This is a genomic window from Muribacter muris, assembly GCF_001038205.1.
GTDB classification, from domain to species: Bacteria; Pseudomonadota; Gammaproteobacteria; order Enterobacterales; family Pasteurellaceae; genus Muribacter; species Muribacter muris.
This window is the reverse complement of record NZ_JWIZ01000022.1, coordinates 20,325-38,287: the sequence shown is the minus strand read 5'-3', so window position 1 is coordinate 38,287 and position 17,963 is coordinate 20,325. Positions and strand designations below refer to the sequence as shown.

23 protein-coding genes and 4 tRNA genes are annotated in these 17,963 nt (G+C 46.5%); 15 read left to right on the top strand and 12 right to left on the bottom strand.

Annotated elements, in window-relative coordinates:
* The 9 genes from RO21_RS04020 to RO21_RS12105 all read right to left on the bottom strand — a co-directional run bounded on the left by RO21_RS04020 (position 1) and on the right by RO21_RS12105 (position 7,402).
* Complete coding sequence (locus tag RO21_RS04020) at positions 1-1,509, bottom strand: sodium-dependent transporter (protein ID WP_047976505.1); 1,509 nt, start codon at positions 1,507-1,509, stop codon at positions 1-3.
* A 399-nt stretch (positions 1,510-1,908) separates the two neighbouring features.
* The gene (locus RO21_RS04015) at positions 1,909-2,931 is read right to left on the bottom strand and encodes a LacI family DNA-binding transcriptional regulator (RefSeq protein WP_047976504.1); all 1,023 of its coding nucleotides are present in this window, start codon (positions 2,929-2,931) and stop codon (positions 1,909-1,911) included.
* Between the two features lie 97 nt (positions 2,932-3,028).
* Complete coding sequence (locus tag RO21_RS04010) at positions 3,029-3,373, bottom strand: YggL family protein (protein WP_047976503.1); 345 nt, start codon at positions 3,371-3,373, stop codon at positions 3,029-3,031.
* Positions 3,374-3,430: 57 nt separating this feature from the next.
* Positions 3,431-4,171, bottom strand: a complete 741-nt coding sequence (trmB, locus tag RO21_RS04005) for a tRNA (guanosine(46)-N7)-methyltransferase TrmB (protein ID WP_047976502.1) — start codon at positions 4,169-4,171, stop codon at positions 3,431-3,433.
* Between the two features lie 105 nt (positions 4,172-4,276).
* Positions 4,277-5,227 carry a beta-ketoacyl-ACP synthase III gene (locus RO21_RS04000; protein ID WP_047976501.1) on the bottom strand — a complete coding sequence of 317 codons (951 nt, stop codon included), beginning with the start codon at positions 5,225-5,227 and terminating at the stop codon, positions 4,277-4,279.
* Between the two features lie 11 nt (positions 5,228-5,238).
* Positions 5,239-6,261, bottom strand: a complete 1,023-nt coding sequence (gene plsX / locus RO21_RS03995) for a phosphate acyltransferase PlsX (RefSeq protein WP_047976500.1) — start codon at positions 6,259-6,261, stop codon at positions 5,239-5,241.
* Positions 6,262-6,287: 26 nt separating this feature from the next.
* Positions 6,288-6,449, bottom strand: coding sequence for a 50S ribosomal protein L32 (gene rpmF / locus RO21_RS12410; RefSeq protein ID WP_084724243.1), 162 nt, complete (start codon positions 6,447-6,449; stop codon positions 6,288-6,290).
* A gap of 17 nt (positions 6,450-6,466) precedes the next feature.
* Complete coding sequence (yceD, locus tag RO21_RS03990; RefSeq protein WP_047976499.1) at positions 6,467-6,991, bottom strand: 23S rRNA accumulation protein YceD; 525 nt, start codon at positions 6,989-6,991, stop codon at positions 6,467-6,469.
* 96 nt (positions 6,992-7,087) lie between these two features.
* Entirely contained in the window at positions 7,088-7,402 is a 315-nt protein-coding gene (locus RO21_RS12105; protein WP_162198520.1) for a hypothetical protein, read from the bottom strand.
* Positions 7,403-7,718: 316 nt separating this feature from the next.
* Here RO21_RS12105 and dapD point away from each other — a divergent pair, with 316 nt between their 5' ends.
* From dapD to pgi, 12 genes are all read left to right on the top strand, one after another.
* Positions 7,719-8,543, top strand: a complete 825-nt coding sequence (gene dapD / locus RO21_RS03980; protein WP_047976498.1) for a 2,3,4,5-tetrahydropyridine-2,6-dicarboxylate N-succinyltransferase — start codon at positions 7,719-7,721, stop codon at positions 8,541-8,543.
* Positions 8,544-8,713: 170 nt separating this feature from the next.
* Positions 8,714-9,172 carry a recombination regulator RecX gene (gene recX / locus RO21_RS03975; protein WP_420911985.1) on the top strand — a complete coding sequence of 153 codons (459 nt, stop codon included), beginning with the start codon at positions 8,714-8,716 and terminating at the stop codon, positions 9,170-9,172.
* Positions 9,150-9,467, top strand: coding sequence for a N(4)-acetylcytidine aminohydrolase (yqfB, locus tag RO21_RS03970; RefSeq protein WP_047976497.1), 318 nt, complete (start codon positions 9,150-9,152; stop codon positions 9,465-9,467). Before recX ends, yqfB begins: the two co-directional genes overlap by 23 nt.
* Positions 9,454-9,984: a DNA topoisomerase family protein gene (locus tag RO21_RS03965; protein ID WP_047976496.1), complete on the top strand. Its 531-nt coding sequence runs from the start codon at positions 9,454-9,456 to the stop codon at positions 9,982-9,984. The genes yqfB and RO21_RS03965 overlap by 14 nt, the downstream gene beginning before the upstream one ends.
* Positions 9,984-10,538, top strand: a complete 555-nt coding sequence (tsaC, locus tag RO21_RS03960; protein ID WP_047976495.1) for an L-threonylcarbamoyladenylate synthase type 1 TsaC — start codon at positions 9,984-9,986, stop codon at positions 10,536-10,538. The genes RO21_RS03965 and tsaC overlap by 1 nt, the downstream gene beginning before the upstream one ends.
* Before the next feature lie 3 nt (positions 10,539-10,541).
* Positions 10,542-11,363, top strand: coding sequence for a shikimate dehydrogenase (aroE, locus tag RO21_RS03955; RefSeq protein ID WP_047976494.1), 822 nt, complete (start codon positions 10,542-10,544; stop codon positions 11,361-11,363).
* A gap of 159 nt (positions 11,364-11,522) precedes the next feature.
* A tRNA-Met gene (locus tag RO21_RS03950) sits at positions 11,523-11,599 on the top strand.
* A 5-nt stretch (positions 11,600-11,604) separates the two neighbouring features.
* Positions 11,605-11,689: transfer RNA gene (locus RO21_RS03945), tRNA-Leu, on the top strand.
* A gap of 23 nt (positions 11,690-11,712) precedes the next feature.
* A tRNA-Gln gene (locus tag RO21_RS03940) sits at positions 11,713-11,787 on the top strand.
* 50 nt (positions 11,788-11,837) lie between these two features.
* A tRNA-Gln gene (locus tag RO21_RS03935) sits at positions 11,838-11,912 on the top strand.
* 112 nt (positions 11,913-12,024) lie between these two features.
* Positions 12,025-12,291, top strand: coding sequence for a ubiquinone biosynthesis accessory factor UbiK (gene ubiK / locus RO21_RS03930; RefSeq protein WP_047976493.1), 267 nt, complete (start codon positions 12,025-12,027; stop codon positions 12,289-12,291).
* Between the two features lie 22 nt (positions 12,292-12,313).
* Positions 12,314-13,954 carry a glucose-6-phosphate isomerase gene (gene pgi, locus RO21_RS03925; protein ID WP_047976492.1) on the top strand — a complete coding sequence of 547 codons (1,641 nt, stop codon included), beginning with the start codon at positions 12,314-12,316 and terminating at the stop codon, positions 13,952-13,954.
* A 56-nt stretch (positions 13,955-14,010) separates the two neighbouring features.
* On the opposite strand, the gene RO21_RS12100 is transcribed toward pgi, so the two are convergent.
* Complete coding sequence (locus RO21_RS12100) at positions 14,011-14,592, bottom strand: opacity family porin (RefSeq protein ID WP_053067703.1); 582 nt, start codon at positions 14,590-14,592, stop codon at positions 14,011-14,013.
* Positions 14,593-14,732: 140 nt separating this feature from the next.
* Between RO21_RS12100 and RO21_RS03915 the strand changes: the two genes are divergently transcribed.
* The 3 genes from RO21_RS03915 to RO21_RS03905 are packed head-to-tail and all read left to right on the top strand — an operon-like array spanning position 14,733 to position 16,169.
* Entirely contained in the window at positions 14,733-15,176 is a 444-nt protein-coding gene (locus RO21_RS03915; RefSeq protein WP_047976491.1) for a MarR family winged helix-turn-helix transcriptional regulator, read from the top strand.
* Entirely contained in the window at positions 15,173-15,640 is a 468-nt protein-coding gene (locus RO21_RS03910) for a GNAT family N-acetyltransferase (RefSeq protein ID WP_047976490.1), read from the top strand. Before RO21_RS03915 ends, RO21_RS03910 begins: the two co-directional genes overlap by 4 nt.
* A complete protein-coding gene (locus RO21_RS03905) occupies positions 15,630-16,169 on the top strand; it encodes a GNAT family N-acetyltransferase (RefSeq protein ID WP_047976489.1) in 540 nt (179 codons plus the stop codon). Before RO21_RS03910 ends, RO21_RS03905 begins: the two co-directional genes overlap by 11 nt.
* A gap of 211 nt (positions 16,170-16,380) precedes the next feature.
* On the opposite strand, the gene RO21_RS03900 is transcribed toward RO21_RS03905, so the two are convergent.
* Positions 16,381-17,268, bottom strand: a complete 888-nt coding sequence (locus tag RO21_RS03900) for an N-acetylmannosamine kinase (RefSeq protein ID WP_047976488.1) — start codon at positions 17,266-17,268, stop codon at positions 16,381-16,383.
* 1 nt (position 17,269) lies between these two features.
* Positions 17,270-17,962, bottom strand: coding sequence for an N-acetylmannosamine-6-phosphate 2-epimerase (locus RO21_RS03895; RefSeq protein WP_047976487.1), 693 nt, complete (start codon positions 17,960-17,962; stop codon positions 17,270-17,272).
* Between the last annotated feature and the right edge of the window lies 1 nt (position 17,963).

Genomic DNA, 17,963 nt, shown 5'->3' with positions numbered 1-17,963 from the left:
TTATTCTCCTGTTACTGCGGTATCTTCATTTTTCCATTTGAGACGGGAAAGTAGGAATGAAACAACAACTAATCCAATCGCCATTCCCCAGCCAAAGGTATTCACAAACCAGCGTGGGTAGCCTTCATAACCTTCTGAGAAGACTTTCGCCCCTTCACTGAATAACATAAAGGCAAGAATACCGGTGGTTACTACAATACATAACCGCCATAAAAAGCCGACTTTAAAGGACGAGGTTTCGTTAAGGTGATCGCCGAGTAAGCCGAGTTTTTCGTTTGCCACAATCGCAATCAACGATACAAACGCCACTGCAACAATGCCGAAATAGTTCACGAATTTGTCCATTACGTCCAGCATCGGTAAACCGGTGGTTGTGCCGAATAACACGACAGACACTAGCATCATCGGTAAGCCGACAATGAAAGTTACTTTCACCCGTCCGATCTGTAATTTATCCTGCACCGCCGAAATAATCACTTCAATCACCGAAATGAACGAGGTTAATGCCGCAAAGGTAAGCGAGCCGAAGAATAATACCCCCAACACTTCGCCAAACGGGGCTTGGTTGATAATGGTTGGGAACGCAAAGAAGGCTAAACCGATACCGCCTTTTGCCACTTCACTCACTTCCTGACCGGCGGAAACTGCCATAAAACCAAGGGCGGCAAATACCCCGATCCCCGCTAAAACTTCAAAACTGCTGTTCGCAAACCCAACAACCAAACCACTGCCGGTTAAATCGGAATTTTTCTTCAAATAGGACGCGTAGGTAATCATAATCCCGAAGCAGATCGACAGTGAGAAGAAAATTTGCCCGTAGGCAGCAATCCACACGCTCGGATCGGTGAGTTTATCCCAATTTGGGGTAAACAACGCATCTAACCCTTTTGCCGCTCCCGGTAAAAAGAGTGAAGACACGACTAATACAAGGAACATCACGATCAATATCGGCATTAAAATGCCGGAGGATTTGGCAATCCCTTTTTGTACGCCGAGCGCCAGTACACCAAGTGCCACCAACCACACAGCAATCAATGGGCCGGTAACCATTCCGACAAACTCAAAGCTCACCCCTTGGCTAATATCGCCCATTTTCAAAAATTCACCGATGAAGAAATCGATCGGTTTATCGCCCCACGCCCCGTTCACCGAGAAATAGGTATAAACCGCAGCCCAGCCGAGTACGACCGCATAGTAAATACCGATAATCACATTCACCAACACTTGCCACCAGCCAAAAGTTTCAAAATGGCGGTTAAAGCGGCGGTAAGACAATGGCGCACCACCACGGTGGCGATGCCCGATCGCATAATCTAAAAATAACAGTGGGATCCCTGCCGTCAGCAAAGCGACAAGGTAAGGAATGATAAACGCCCCGCCACCGTTTTCATAGGTGGTATAAGGGAAACGCCAAATGTTGCCAAGCCCGACCGCCGAGCCAATGGCAGCGATAATAAATGCTCTGCGACCGGAAAACGTTTCCCGTTTCGGCTCGCTAGTGTGTTGCATATTAGACACGGTAATATCCTCAAAATCATTTTATGTTGTATTGATTGGCTCGCCTCTCCCCTGTGCTTTGCAAAATATCGGGGTCAAACGACCGCTTGCAAAATAGACTGTTTGCCGACTACGGATAACGAAAGGGGAAATTTGAATGCCATTCGCTTTTTTAACGTGCGAAAAAACCGATGCACGCTTTATAACGGTGAACTATGCCGAAGAAAATGCAGAAAGTAAAGAATAGAAAATAAAGAAAAGTGGTAATTTTCAGAAAAATCGCAGAAAAAAACACTATACAAATCACATAAATTTAGAAGATTAAACTAAAAAAGGTAAAATTTTAGTTTTTCCTATCATTTAGAATAACTGAATTTAGCACAACAATTTTTTTTCATTTAACCCTAAATTTTAACCTCTCCAAAGGATTTCACAGGGGACTTTTACCGGTTTAAGTGCTTTACCTTGCAGGGTTTGTTGAATCAGTGTGAAAACTTGTTTGGCGATCTGCTCGTGATCTTGCTTGATCGAATGGATATGAAAAGGCAAGGCATTAAGCAGGGCGTGATCGTCAAAGGTCGCAAGCTGTAATTGGCGATTGAGCAATTTATCCATTTGTTGATACTCGGTCAGATAGTGCAACACCCCTTCCAAAATGGTATAAGAGGCGGTAAAGACCGCTTGAGGTAAACGCCCCAGCCGTTCGACTAGGGATTGCATCAGCCGATAGCCCGATTCGGGGCGGTAATCTCGGTGTAAAATCCAGTCAGGCTGTTCGCCCAAACCGCCCTCGGCAAGCCCCTGACAAAAGCCCGCCAGACGAGATTGGCTCGGCGAGAGGGAGAGCTGCCCGCCAAAATAAAAATATTCGCTTAAATGATTGGTGGTAATCACTCGCTGTACAAGCTGGGCAATCTTTGGAGTGTCATCACTAATGGCGTAGCAGAGATCAAGCTGCGGCACAAAGCGGTCGAGCTGTAATAGGGCGGTCTGCTTTAACACGGATTTGTAATACTTCGGATCTTGATGGGTCGGTGCAGTGATAATGAGGTCGATTTGGCGGTCGAGTAAACGTTCTATCGCTAATTTTTCTTGGACGGGATTGTCGTCCGAGCAGGCAATCACCAGCAGTAAGCCACTATCACGGCACAATTTTTCCAAATATTTGGCGGTTGATGCAAAACCGTAATTGGCGAGATCCGGCACAATCAAGCCGACAACGTTGGTACGCTGCAATTTTAACCCTTTAGCATAGGCATTGGCACGGTAGCCGTACTGGCGGGCAATTTGGCATACTCTCTGACGGGTCTCCGGCTTGATGCGAAATTGTTCCGATTGCCCGTTCAGCACCATACTCGCCGTGGTTTTCGACACACCGCTTAGCCGTGCAATATCATTGAGGGTGATCCGTTTAACAGGTTGATTTTCCGCCATTTTTCTTCCTTTAATCAGGGCGATAAGCGTAACAATGAAAATAAATGACCTAAAATTATCGGAGGGATAATTTTAGGCACATTATGATAAGAAAGGATTATTGATTGATCGGTAAATCCCACCAAATATCAAACAATTCGCTGACCTCAATTTCAATTAAACCGTTGTCTGCTAACCATTTTTGCACTAATTGACGGTGAGAGTCATCGCATTTGCCCATTTTCTCAAGGCAAACTAAGCCTTCCCAATGTAAATAGCCTGAACCTTCGTAGGCTAATCCATTTGGGCGGATCACTTCATCAATAAAACGATCTACGAGCGCATCAATTTGGTCAATGCCCGTGCCTTCGGCAAATTGGAATTTCACCAAAAAGCCTAATTCTTGGAATTCGGCAAGGTGCATTTTCTTGCGTTGTCTGCGATTACGAGTTGGTTGTGCCATTTTTGTTCTCCTTAATGACAATAAAATTATGGCTATTCTAGCACAATTTTGTTGGGTTTATCCTTTAATAAAGTAGAGATCCCACACGCCGTGTCCTAATTTTTGCCCGCGTTCCTCAAACTTAGTGAGAGGACGAAAATCCGGACGCGGAATAAAATCACCACTCGGTGATTGATTTTTAAGTTCAGGGAATGAGCGTAGCACCGCTAACATATGCTCCGCATAATTTTCCCAATCCGTTGCCATATGAATAAAGCCGTCTGAGCGCAATTTCTGTAATACCCGCTCAATAAAAGCCGGCTGTACAATACGGCGTTTGTGGTGCTTGGCTTTTTGCCACGGATCAGGGAAATAGAGCTGTAAACCGCCTAGGGACTGATCGGCAATGCTATCCCGTAAAATTTCGGTCGCATCGTGGCAAATAACCCGCAGGTTTTTGACCCCCTTTTCAACCGCATAGGCGATACACGCCCCTACGCCAGGCGTATGAACTTCTATGCCGATATAATTGCGATCGGGATTTTGCTCTGCCATTTCAACCAAAGATTTGCCCATTCCAAAGCCGATTTCCAACACGACCGGATTGGCATTGCCGAAAATTTGGTTGAAATCGAACGGCGTTGCTTGATAATCCAAGCCTAAATCCGCCCAGTGATGATTCATCATATCCCGTTGGAAATCGCTCAACCGTCCGGTGCGTAAGACAAAACTGCGCACTTTGCGCATATAGCGTCCGTCTGCGGTAAATTCTGCTTGTTCTACGGTTTTCCGTTTTTTATCTGCGAAAGTTTGTTCCATTTATCTCTTTCCAAAATATAATCCTCTCATAAAGAGAGGATAAAAGTTACAAGCGGTCAATTACTTGAACGTTTTTGCAAAAAATTGCCCTGTGCCGAGCGCTTGTTAAAAGCGGACTAACGCCGATCCCCACGTCCAGCCACCGCCGAAAGCCTCCAGCAATAATAGCTGCCCACGCTGAATACGCCCGTCCCGCACCGCTTCATCAAGTGCTACCGGAATAGTCGCGGCACTGGTGTTACCGTAGCGATCTACCGTTACCACCACCTGATCCATCGACATCGCCAATTTTTCCGCCGTTGCTGCAATAATACGCAAATTGGCTTGGTGCGGCACGAGCCAATCCAACTCGCGCTTATCCAAGCCGTTTTCCGTTAAGGTTTCTTCCACCACATTAGCTAGTTCCCGTACCGCCAATTTGAAGGTCGCATTGCCCTGCATTGCAATAAAGCCCGATTGTGCTTCACCCCGCATCTCATTCGGCAAGACCAGTGCGGATTTGGTATCCGGCGAGGCGTGTAAGTGGGTTGAAATAATGCCTTGTTGTTCGCTTGCCTCTAAAATCACCGCACCTGCGCCATCACCAAATAATACGACCGTGCTGCGATCCGTTTCGTCTAATTTGCGGGAGTTGAGATCCGAGCCGATGACTAACGCTTTTTTCACCTTGCCGCTGCGTATAAACTGATCCGCCACACTCAACGCATAAACAAAGCCGGTACAGGCTGCCGCCACATCAAAGGAAATTGCATCGTCAATGCCGAGTATTCCTTGAATTTGGCAGGCTGCGCTCGGATAAGCGTGAGAGTTGCTGGTCGTTCCAACCACAATTAAATCAATTTGCTGCGGATCAATAGCGGCTTGCGCTAACGCATTTTTTGCCGCTGCCGCCCCCATTGTTGCCACGGTTTCATCAGCGCCGGCAATACGGCGTTCTTTCATTCCCGAACGGGTAACAATCCACTCGTCCGTTGTATCGACCATTTTCTCTAAATCCGCATTGGTGCGAATTTGTGCAGGCATATAGCTACCGGTCGCTAAAATTGAACTGTACATACTTTATACTCTTATAATCGATTTAATCCTTGCGAAATTTTAGCAGGAATTTCATTTTCAATCTGTTGAATTGCGTGCAAAATGGCATAAAAAAATGCATTTGCACCGGCACTCCCGTGGCTTTTCACCACCACGGACGATAAACCGAGCAACGTTGCACCATTGTGTTTGTCCGGATTGATACGTTGCAATTTTCGGTAATAGCGTTGAAAAATAAAACGCATAACCGCCCGCTTGAACCGTCGGCACAGGTGTGAATCCGGCTGAGGCGGCTTAAAAAATGCCAATAAATTGTGTGCTGCACCCTCTAAGGTTTTCAAGGCAATATTACCGCTAAAGCCATCACAAATAATCACATCGGCATAATTATTCAGTAACTTATCACCTTCCATAAAGCCGATATAGTTGAGATGTTGTGCCTGTTTTAACTGTTGGTGAGCGGTACGGATTGCCGGATTGCCCTTATGCTCTTCCGTGCCGATATTCAACAGTGCCAAACGGGGATAGACCAAATCCAGCATCACTTGTGCAAAAATATTGCCCATCTCGGCAAACTGGCACAGCAATGCACTGTCCGCTTCCACATTTGCCCCTAAATCCAACATAATGCCGGAGCGACCGTTTAAACTCGGTATCAGGGACGTCAGCGCCGGTCGTTCAATATTCGGTAATAACGAAATATGCTGCTTGGCAAGCGCCATCAGCAAGCCGGTATTCCCGCCGCTGACACAGCCTTGCGCTTCGCCGGTTACTACCGCTTCAATCGCCAGTTGCATTGCACTGCCTTTGCTCTGACGCATTGCCTGCCGGAATGGCAGATCGTCAGCAACGGTTTTTGCGGTATGCACCAATCGGATACGTTGTTGGCTGGTGGACGGTAAAGCCTGTAATAAAGGGCGGATTTGACATTGATCGCCAAATAGAAGAAAAGCGAGCTTCGGATAAGCTACCAAAGCCGATATGACTGCGGGAATAGTAATACGGGGACCAAAGTCCCCGCCCATTACATCTAACGCAAGGGTTAGACGAGCCAAATTATACCTCGAAAGATATGTTTGGATTATTTGATCTTACGACCACGGTAGTAACCGTCTGCAGAAACGTGGTGGCGTAAATGGGTTTCACCACGAGAATCGACAGATACCGCTGCCGTAGTTAATGCATCGTGTGAACGACGCATATCACGACGTGAACGAGATTTCTTATTTTGTTGAACAGCCACGGGCTTTTCTCCTAGATCTAGTTTTTCTTTAAATTAGCTAATACGGCGAATGGGTTCGGTTTACTTGCCAGTTCTTCCGGCAATTCGCCAAAAACCTGTTCTGCCACGGACACTTCACAGTGTTCAGCACTATGCATCGGGACTAACGGTAACGATAGAATGAATTCGTCTTCTACCATTTCCAGTAAATTTATTTCACCGAAAGCATTCAGTTCAATCGGTTCATAAACTTCGGGCAATTTGTCCGCCTGATCCATATTTGCCACCGGACTGAAACATAATGTACAGTCAAGGGTGTGCTTAAAAGGGTTACCGCAACGTTGACAGTCTAGCTCCACATCAATGCGTGCCGTGCCTCTAATCACAGTCAGCCGTTGTGGATCAAGCTCTAACGATAAAGTAACCTGTGCATCACTTAGCACATTTCCAACCGATTCCCCCAAACGACTAAGCTGGCTTGCCGAAATCAAGCCCTCATAGTCCATACGCCGTTGCGCATCTTTATAGGGGTCAATAGTCAGGGGTAGTTTTGCTTTTTGCATAGGATGTGCATATTACCGATTGCCAGCAAAATAGTCAAAGGGAAAATCGTGCTTTTCCCTGCTTTGCAAAATTTTACCGATAACTCACCGCTTGAATTAAAATAAAAGCGCTTCCGGAAAATTCACGATCGGTTCACTCTTTGCAGAACACACTATCGTTGCTAAATGTTTCTCCTCCGTTGAAACTTCTAGGCTATATTCGGTTTCGTGCTCGTCCGTCATTCTGTCTGTCGCCACTCTGGCGGTATAAAAGGTATCACCGTTTTTGAGGGTTAAATTTGTCCATAAATAACGCCCAATACCCTCCCACTTTGGCGAGCGTTGAATTGCCTCTTGTACGAAATCCCGAAACACTAATTCAGGTTTATTCCGTTTCCCGAAGCGATACTCATATTGGTTGCCGATTTGCACAATAGAAATCTGCTTCCCCTTTTGAGTCAAACACGAAAAAATCACCTCACTGGCAGCCGAAATAGGTGAAAGAACAAGTATAAATAGCAGGCAGAATATTTTCATTTTTTGTAATTTCGGGTGAAAAACATCCAAATTTTTATCATTATGCCTACCTATTTCTCACTTTTCAACAACGACTTTTGTCAAAAAATACCTTCAATCCACCGCTTGTAGCAATGTCTATCGCAGGATTTTGTGAAATGTTGTGGAAATTGTGCGGTGTCTGTGCTAAAAAGTCAGGCGTTTTTTCATTATCAATACATAAGGAAAGTCAATGTCATTACAAGCGATTATCGAAGCGGCATTTGAACGCCGTGCGGAAATTACCCCAAACAATGTGGATACCGAATTAAAACAAACGGTAAATGAGGTGTTAGAAGGGTTAGATAACGGCTCATTCCGTGTTGCCGAAAAAATTGACGGCGAATGGATAGTGCATCAGTGGTTAAAAAAAGCGGTCTTGCTCTCATTCCGTATCAACGATAACCACATCATTGACGGTGCAGAAACGAAATACTACGACAAAGTGCCACTCAAATTTGCCGACTATGACGAAGCCCGTTTTCAAAAAGAAGGCTTCCGAGTTGTGCCGTCCGCTACCGTGCGTAAAGGGGCGTACATCGCTAAAAATACCGTGTTAATGCCGTCTTATGTGAATATCGGTGCTTATGTGGACGAAGGCACAATGGTGGATACTTGGGCAACGGTCGGCTCTTGTGCGCAAATCGGTAAAAACGTGCATTTATCCGGCGGCGTAGGTATTGGCGGCGTGTTAGAACCGTTGCAAGCCAACCCGACTATCATTGGCGATAACTGCTTTATCGGCGCACGTTCCGAAATTGTTGAAGGCGTGATTGTTGAAGACGGCTGTGTCATCTCAATGGGCGTTTTCATCGGTCAATCCACCAAAATTTACGATCGTGAAACCGGCGAAATCCACTACGGTCGTGTACCGACAGGATCGGTAGTCGTTTCCGGCAGCCTACCGTCAAAATGCGGCAAATATAACCTCTACTGTGCGGTGATCGTCAAAAAAGTCGATGAAAAAACCCGTGGCAAAGTCGGCATCAACGAATTACTCCGCTCTATCGAAGAGTAATCTGCTGACAAGCGGTCGGTTTTTACGCTTTGTTTGCAAAATGAGATAGCACAGCGTACAAAAACGGTTATCTTAATCTCAGGAGGGCATACCGATCTCCCGATATATCTCATACCGAATTTAAGCCAATCGACCGCTTTTAGCCGTATGCTAAGGATACGATCAACACAATGATGCAAAAACATTCCGCCCAAAGTTACGTTCTCTATTTACTCGCCAAGCGAGAATATAGCCAAGCGGAGCTACGCCAAAAACTCCGCCAAAAAGCGTATCCGGAAGACGATATTGAATCGGCATTAGCCCGTGCGGTTGAAAACGGCTGGCAGAGTGATGAACGTTTTTGTACGGTTTTTATCCGTTATCGAGCGCAGCAGGGCTATGGGCCTCGCCGTTTAAAACAAGAATTGCGGCAAAAGGGCATTGCAGATTGGTTGCTTACACAAGCGTTGGATAATGCCGAGATCGACTGGTTTGCCCTTGCCGAAAAAATGTTTGAAAAAAAACGTCCTGCGGTTTGGGATTACAAAGCCAAGCAAAAAATGTGGCGTTACTTAGTGTCCCGTGGTTTTTATCAGGATCATTTCGATCACTTAATGGATGGCGATTATGCAGAAGATCACCTTTTTTAGCCGTTTTGAAGCAGATATTCTGAGCGGTAAAAAAACCATTACCATTCGGGATCACACGGAATCGCATTTTCAGGTGGGGCAAACCCTTTGCGTATTTACGCTCGAAACCGACCGCTTGTTCGCCCACATTAAAGTCAAAGCCGTCATACCGATTGATTTTGCCGATCTGAATCGTCGCCACGCCATACAAGAGAATATGCGTTTGGACGAGCTGAAAGCGGTGATCCGCTCAATTTACCCGAACCCGTCCAAACTGTTTGTGATTGAATTTGAGTTAGTTGATGAGCCTGTTTGAATCTACCCGCCAGACTGAAAATTGCCCCGATTGCCAAGCCCCTTTGCACATAAAGCGGGGTAAGCAAGGGCTGTTTTTGGGGTGCAGCCGTTACCCCGACTGCCAATACCTTAAACCCTTGCAGCAAAGTCATCACGTCATTAAAACACTGCCTCAATCTTGCCCGCAATGTGAAGGCGTCTTGCAGCTCAAGCAAGGGGCGTTCGGGATTTTTATCGGTTGTAGCCGTTATCCCGACTGCGATTTTATTGTGCAAGAAGACGTTTCAGCCGAAGACACGTTCGATTGCCCGGAATGTCGCAGCCACTCATTAGTCGCCCGCACCGGACGAAACGGCAAAACCTTTTACGGCTGCCGAGATTACCCGAAATGTAAATTCACCTTGCCGAGTAAGCCGATAAAAATCGTCTGCCCTGTCTGCCAATGCGGGCTGGCAACTCTCAAGAAACAACGGGGTAACACCTTTTACCAATGCGCCAACCGCCAATGCCAACATCTTTTTAGTGAAACGGAATAATGTTTTCTTTTGATCAAATTGTTGAACAATTAACCCAAAATCAAGTCGTTGCTTATCCGACAGAAGCGGTTTTCGGCTTGGGCTGCAACCCAAACAGCGAACACGCCGTTCACCGCCTACTCGCGTTGAAGCAACGTCCCATCGAAAAAGGGCTGATTTTAGTCGCCCCCAGCCGAGATTTTTTTCTGCCTTACCTAGACGAAAGCCGCTTAACAGACCTTCATTGGCAGCGGTTCGAGCAACCGCAAGCCCGCCCGATTAGTTGGATAATGCCGGCAAAAGCAAGCGTGCCACGCTACCTAAAAGGGCAATTCGACACCATTGCTCTGCGTCTATGCCGTGTACCAGCGGTCGTCCAATTGTGCCAAGCGACCGGCTTTGCCTTGACTTCAACCAGCGCTAATCTGAGCGGTCAAACGCCTTGCCGCACGGCACAGGCAGTCAGATCGCAGTTCGGTGAACATTTTCCCGTGTTAGATGCCGAAACGGGCGGCGAGCAAAATCCGTCCGAAATTCGAGATATTTTCAGCCAACATATTTTTAGACAGGGGTAAACGATGAATCAATATGCCGTGTGGGGAAATCCGATCGCTCAAAGCAAATCGCCCCGTATTCACCAACTGTTTAGCGAGCAAACCGCTAAGCCGATTTGCTATACCGCAGAACTGGGGGATAATCTCAATTTTGACGCGCAGCTTCGCCAATTTTTTGCTAACGGTGCAAAGGGTGCCAATATTACTGCACCTTTTAAAGAGCGGGCGTTTGCCCTCGCCGATGTCCATAGCGAAAGTTGCTTACAGGCACAAGCCTGCAACACGCTCAAACGTTTGGCTGACGGACGTTTATATGCCGACAACACGGACGGACTCGGCTTAGTCGCCGATTTACAACGGCTCGGCTGGCTGGCTACTGATCAGCGTATGCTGATTTTAGGCGCAGGCGGGGCAACCAAAGGCGTGTTATATCCACTTTTAAAAGCCAAGCAGCGTATCACGCTCTATAACCGCACCCTAGAGAAAGCGGCCGGTTTAGCCGAAAACTTTGCAAAATTCAGCGAAATTCAGACCGCTTGCTTAGCCGAGATTGCCGAGCAGTCGTTTGATGTGATCATCAACGCAACCTCGCTCGGCTTACAAGGGCAGTATGTGCCAATTACCCCAAAGCACTTTGCCGACAGCCGAGTGTACGATATGCAATATGCAGCGGCTATGCAAACGCCGTTTTTAGATTACGCACGCACGCAAGGGGTGCAAAAAGTGCAGGACGGGCTGGGAATGTTAGTCGGGCAAGCAGCTTTCGCATTTCAACTTTGGGAGGGCGTATTACCGGAAATTCCCCCTGTTTTAGCGAAGCTCCAAACGGAAATGCAATCGGCTTAAACAGAGGAAAATAACGCAATATCGTTGTTTTTTTTAGCAAATTGTCTAAACCCTATCCAAACAAAACGAAAAAAATCGTTTTTTAAAAAAAGTATTTGACGAGGTAGAGCGAAATCAGCATAATACGCCCCGCAAAGCCGATATGGTGAACGCAATAAGGGCTACATAGCTCAGCTGGTTAGAGCACAACACTCATAATGTTGGGGTCGCAAGTTCGAATCTCGCTGTAGCCACCAAAGTTGCGGGACTGGCGAAATTGGTAGACGCACCAGATTTAGGTTCTGGCGCCGCGAGGTGTGTGGGTTCAAGTCCCTCGTCCCGCACCATTATCAGCTTGTAAAAATACGACTGGAGTATCGCCAAGCGGTAAGGCACTGGGTTTTGATCCCAGCATTCCTAGGTTCGAATCCTAGTACTCCAGCCATCTTTTTTTATCAAATCTTCCAGACTAACTTTTCAGTTAGTTTTTTCTTTTGGAGTATCGCCAAGCGGTAAGGCACTGGGTTTTGATCCCAGCATTCCTAGGTTCGAATCCTAGTACTCCAGCCATTTCTTTTCAATAAATAATGCAAATATTTCCACTGATTTCGCATTTCTTTACTTTTTATCCAAGCCAAAATTCTTTAAAATTAGCCCTATCATTTTAAAGGAAATCACGACTATGCTTAATCCGAAAAACTTAGAATCCCTCGCACAACAACTTCACAGTGTACTCCCGCAAAGTCTTAAAAATGTCGGCAATGATTTAGAAGAAAAATTCAAGCAGATCTTGCAGGCACAGCTGACTAAATTAGACGTCGTTACCCGTGAGGAATTTGATGTGCAATCTCAGGTTTTGCTCCGTACCCGTGAAAAATTAAATGAGTTGGAAAAACGCTTAGATGCTTTCACCGAGCAAAACCAAAACTCATCATCGCCGAATGTTTAAACTTAGTAGAGGACGTTAGTCAATGCAAAAAATCAACCCAACCCAAACTTTCGCTTGGAATGCGTTAATGCAGCATAAAGCGGATAATCTCACTATTTCGCAGCTTTTCAGTGAAGATCCGCAACGTTTTAATAAATTTTCCCTTCAATTTCACGATCAAATCTTGGTCGATTTTTCTAAAAATGCGATTAACGAGAAAACATTAACCTTGCTCCGTCAGCTTGCGGACGAATGTCAGCTAAAATCGGCAATTTACGCAATGTTCGGCGGACAAAAAATTAACCGTACCGAAAACCGTGCCGTGTTGCATACTGCTTTACGCAATCGTGCCAATACACCGGTTGAAGTGGATGGCAAAGATGTGATGCCGGAGGTAAATGCAGTCTTAGCCAAAATGAAAACGTTCTGCGAGCGGGTAATTTCGGGCGAGTGGAAAGGCTATACCGGCAAAGCGATTACCGATGTGATCAACATTGGTATCGGCGGTTCGGATTTAGGCCCTTATATGGTAACCGAAGCATTGCGTCCGTATAAAAATCACCTGAATATGCACTTTGTCTCCAATGTGGACGGCACGCATATTGCCGAAACGCTACGTAAAGTCAATCCAGAAACGACTTTAGTGCTAGTGGCATCTAAAACCTTCACCACACAAGAAACAATGACCAATGCCCTTTCCGCTCGTGAGTGGTTGTTGGCGGCGGCAAAAGATGAATCAGCGGTGGCGAAACACTTTGTTGCCCTTTCCACCAATGCGAAAGAAGTGGCTAAATTTGGTATTGATACCGCCAATATGTTTGAGTTTTGGGATTGGGTCGGCGGGCGTTATTCCCTTTGGTCAGCGATCGGCTTGTCCATTGCGTTATCATTGGGCTTTGAGCATTTTGAGCAGTTGCTAGACGGTGCGCACGCAATGGATCAACACTTCCTCAACAGCCCGATTGCTCAAAATATTCCCGCTACTCTTGCGTTAGTCGGTATTTGGAATAACAACTTCTTAGGTGCGGAATCCGAAGCTATTTTACCTTATGACCAATATATGCACCGCTTCGCTGCGTATTTCCAACAAGGGAATATGGAATCAAACGGTAAATTTGTCGGTAGAGACGGTAAAGCGGTCGATTATCAAACCGGCCCGATTATTTGGGGCGAACCCGGCACCAACGGGCAGCACGCGTTTTATCAACTGATCCACCAAGGCACAAAACTGATTCCGTGCGATTTTATCGCACCGGCACAGAGCCATAACCCGATCGGCGATCATCACAGTAAATTATTATCCAACTTCTTTGCTCAAACAGAAGCACTCGCTTTCGGCAAATCGAAAGAAACCGTTGAGCAAGAGTTCTTGCAAGCGGGCAGATCCTTGGCAGATGTTGCAGAGATTGTGCCGTTTAAAGTGTTTACCGGCAACAAACCGACCAACTCGATTTTAGTTCAAAAAATAACACCGTTTACGCTGGGCGCATTGATTGCAATGTACGAACACAAAATTTTCGTGCAAGGGGTCATCTTCAACATTTACAGCTTCGACCAATGGGGCGTAGAGCTCGGCAAACAGCTTGCCAACCGTATCCTGCCGGAGTTGGAAAATAACGAGACCATTACCAGCCACGACAGTTCCACCAACGGTTTAATCAACCAATTTAAAGCGTGGCGATAACCCCATAAAAGAAAAGGCTCAATCAATGAGCCTTTTTTATTACTGCTAAATTCAACTTAGAACGTGTAGCGTAAACCGGTTTTCACACCAATATTTTGGACTTTCACATTATCAATTTTGCCTAAATAATCATACTGCACGCCCACATCGGCATTCAGATGATCCGCCAGTTTAAACTCTACCCCTGCCAATGCACCGTAGCCTGTTCTTAGATCCGATGTTTCGGTTTCTAAGGTTAATCCGGGCTCACGGATATAGGTATTGCTGTTTACAAAGTTTGCGCTAATCCGTGCGCCGAGATAAGGCTCTACCGCACTCTCATTAGCAAAACGATAAACCGCATTAAAACCGATCTGATGTACAGTTAAATCCGCTTTAACCGATGAACCGAAACGGTTGTCTTCACTTTTAAGTTTTTGATTGTGGGTATAATCTAAGGATAAACGGAAATCACCGTAATCATAACCTGCGCCAATCGCTTGGCTAAAGTTATTCTTTTTGAAGGTTACTCCCGGTGCTTTCAAAGAGAGTTTGCCGTAGCCTAAATCGCCTTTCACAAACCAACCTGTTTGTGCAGTGGCAACGTTCGATAAACCAAGTGTGGCAAGCAGTGTCAATCCCAGTGTGGATTTTTTCATTTTAAACTCCTCAATAGTAAAAATTGCCCTATTCTAACCGACTTAGTGCTTGATAGCACTTAAAATCTCATTTGGATAACTTGATCTTATTCCTATCTCGGACTAAAATGCAAATTAGTTAGTCCGAAATAGGAATAATAATGAACCCATTCGATAAACTTGCCACCCTTTCCGCCCAACTTTCGCAAATTTATGCGCAATGGGCGAAACAATACGATCTCACCCTCAACGAGCTACATTTTCTCTACCATATCGGGCGCTACGGACAAAGCTCGCCAACTGCGATCGGTGATAAATGGAGTTTACCGAAACAGACCGTTACCTCCGTGTGCAAGCGGTTAGATGAGCGTGGTTTTCTGCAATTTCTCTCCGATCCGCAGGATAAACGCAGCAAATTGATCGGCTTAACGGCAAAAGGACAATACTTCACCCAACCGCTGATTGAGCGTTTAACCGCAGCGGAATGTGCCGTTGCCGCTGCTTTCGGTACGGAACACTGCAACACACTGCTCGATAAACTCGACCAGTTACAACAACGCTTGAAACAACAACTTCGCCTTACACAACAGGAACACATACAATGACTATCCAAATCCGTCAAGCTCAACGACAAGATGCCGCACAAATGTGGCGGTTAATGCGGGAATTAGCTGTGTTTGAAAAATACATTGAATCCTTTGCGATCACACCGGAGATTGTCGAACAATGCGGCTTCGACAAACAGCCGCCCGATTTTCACAGTCTGGTTGCCGTTGAGGGAGATAAACTGGTCGGCATTGCCGTCTATTATTTCCTGCCTTTCACCGCTCAAAATCGCCCAGCAATCTACCTCAAAGAGTTGTATGTCGATTCGGATTATCGTAATCAACGGGTTGGCGAAAAGCTAATGCAAGAGCTGAAAGCAGAGGCTCGCCAACATCGTTGCTTACAAATCAAATGGACGGTCGCCCCTTGGAACGAACACGGCAAACGCTTTTATGCTCGTTTAGGCGCAACACAAAACACGGAATGGCTGAACTATGAATGGCAGGTTGAAGATGCAGATTAGACCGTTAAATCAGCACGATCTGCCCGCCTTACAGGCAATAAGCCGCCAAACATTTCACGATACCTTTGCCGACAGCAATAGCGCTGAAGATATGCAAAGCTATCTCGCGCAGCATTTTTCCGCCGAGCAACTCGGTAAAGAATTATCCAATCTGAATACGTATTTTTATTTTGCCGAACAGCAAGGCGAACCGATTGGCTACCTCAAACTCAATCTCGGCGAGGCACAAACCGAGCGGCAAACGGATAACGCCGTTGAAATTGAACGCATTTATGTGCTTAAAGAGTGGCAGGGCAAAGGTATCGGGCAAACCTTGTATGAATTTGCCGTACAACAAGCCAAAGCACGGACGGTAGATTTTATTTGGCTCGGTGTTTGGGAGCACAACCGCAACGCCTTGGCGTTTTATCAGAAAAACGGTTTCGTCCCCTTTGGCAGCCACTTTTTCCAACTCGGCAATGATCTACAAACCGATATTTTAATGAAACGGCAGTTGAATGATGAGAGGCAAAACGCCTTAGCAAAGTAAGGTGCTTAGATTATACAACGGTAATGGAACGTGCATTTTAGGTATGATGCAACAAGCCTAACAAAATAGAGGGTTCAATCTTATGTTGGGGAGCAAGCCCCTCTTTACATATCACCTAATATTAAAGAGACAAGGCATTGCCTCCCGATAAACAATCGTTAGCATTATAAAACTACTATATTGCAAATTTTCACTCTCATCTACCCGCTTGCTAGGGCTTCTCGCAGTTTGCCGCCCACCAAGCTGCTCCGATTAAACCGGCATCTTGGGCGTAATGCGCTAAAACAATCTGCGGGCGATAAATTGCCGGCAGTTGTGCGAGGAAATGTTCAACCCTGCCAAGATACCCCTGTGCTAAGCCAACGCTTCCCCCTAACGCAATACGTTGAATATCAAGGTTAATCGTCAGATCGGCAATTAAGTTGGCAATCGCTTTTGCAGATTTATCGACCAATGCAACCGCTTGCGCTTCGCCTGCTCTAAAGCGTTCAAACACTTCCGGCGGTTCGCACGGTGATTGCCATTTAGCCGCTTCACGAGCAATAGCCCGTCCTGCCGCCACCGCCTCAACGCAACCTACCCGTCCGCAGCCGCAAACCTCCCCGTTCGGATCGGCAAGGCTATGTCCGATATGCCCTGCCACGCCATTTGTGCCGGTAAACAGTCGGCGGTTGAGAATAATCCCGCCGCCGACACCGGTTGAAACGGTAATAAACGCAAAATTTTCAATATCGTCTTGCGCTAAATATTCCGCACAAGCGGCAGCTTGGGCATCATTCAACAACGTAATCGGTTTATCCGTCTTTTTACGGAGCGTTTCATAGAGCGGAAAAAACGCCAAATCCCCTAAATTTTTCGGGTTTAGCGCGGTTAATATGCCGTCTCGGATAATACCGGTAGAGGCAACCGACACAGTATCAAACTGCTCGGCAAAGTGTTTCAGCACATCGGAAAGCGCCTTTTCCAGTGCTTCAGCGTCCGGGTTTTGCGGCGTGCGGATTTGCATCCGTTCACTGACCTCGACGTGTTTCCCCACTAAACGTACCAATGCCGCCGCAATTTTGGTGCCGCCGATATCAATCGCTAGACAGACACCCATTTTATGCTCCTTGGCGGCGGTTAATCGCCTGTACAAACCAACCGACAATATGCTCCAAGCGGGTAAGCGCCGATCCGACCGTAACCGCATAAGCGCCGTTTTCGATCGCTAACGCAGCAAGTTCAGGGGTGTTATAGCGTCCTTCCGCCATTACGCAGCAACCCTGTGCAACTAAATCCCGCACTAATTGCACGTCCGGTTCTGTCGGGATTTCACCGCCCGTATAGCCGGACATTGTGCTGCCGATAATATCCACGCCGAGCGATTGGCAATAGCTGCCTTCTGCAAAATTTGAGCAATCCGCCATCGACATCGCACCCAACGCCTGAATCCGTTTGATGCAGGCGTCAATCGTGGTCGGGCGAATACGATCCGTACCGTCAAACGCAATAATATCCGCACCGGCGTGATAAAGATCGTCAATATCCTGTAAAAACGGGGTGATACGCACCGGGCTGTCATCCAAATCCCGCTTAACAATACCGATGATCGGCACATCAACTGCCGCTCTCACCGCTTTTAAATTTTCAATGCCTTCAATCCGCAATGCCGCCGCACCACCCGCAACAGAAGCCGCTGCCATTGCAGCAACAATTTGCGGTGAATCCATCGGGCCATCATCGACCGGTTGGCAAGAGGCGACCAAGCCGTGTTTTAATTGAGCGAGAATTTGTTGTTTGGTTAATCTTGACATA